Source organism: Pseudomonas sp. MONT-RG-20F-20-E-7-02, assembly GCF_022662395.1.
GTDB lineage: Bacteria > Pseudomonadota > Gammaproteobacteria > Pseudomonadales > Pseudomonadaceae > Aquipseudomonas.
In genome coordinates this window covers 1-238 of record NZ_JAKNQN010000051.1, presented here as the reverse complement: position 1 = coordinate 238, position 238 = coordinate 1, and the positions used below count along the sequence as shown (strand labels likewise).

1 protein-coding gene is annotated in these 238 nt (G+C 60.5%); it reads left to right on the top strand.

Going from position 1 to position 238, the window contains the following annotated elements:
* On the top strand, window positions 1–238 hold a 238-nt coding region (locus L8I05_RS29490), incomplete at both ends, for an RHS repeat domain-containing protein (protein ID WP_242176743.1).

Sequence of the window (238 nt, the reverse complement as noted above, 5' to 3'; positions counted from 1 at the left end):
CTCGCAAGATCAGCAGGAACGCTTCGGCCACGACCCGGCTGGAAACCTGCTGATGCAGGATCGACCCGGCCCGGACATCGTGGCGGGGAATCGGCTGGTGATTCAGGGCGATCATCATTATGACTATGACGCGTTCGGCAATCTGATCCGCCAAAGGCGCGGTAAAGGCCATCAACTCGTCACCGAGTACCGCTACGACTGCCAGCATCGGCTGATCGGCATCACTCAGCCAGACGGG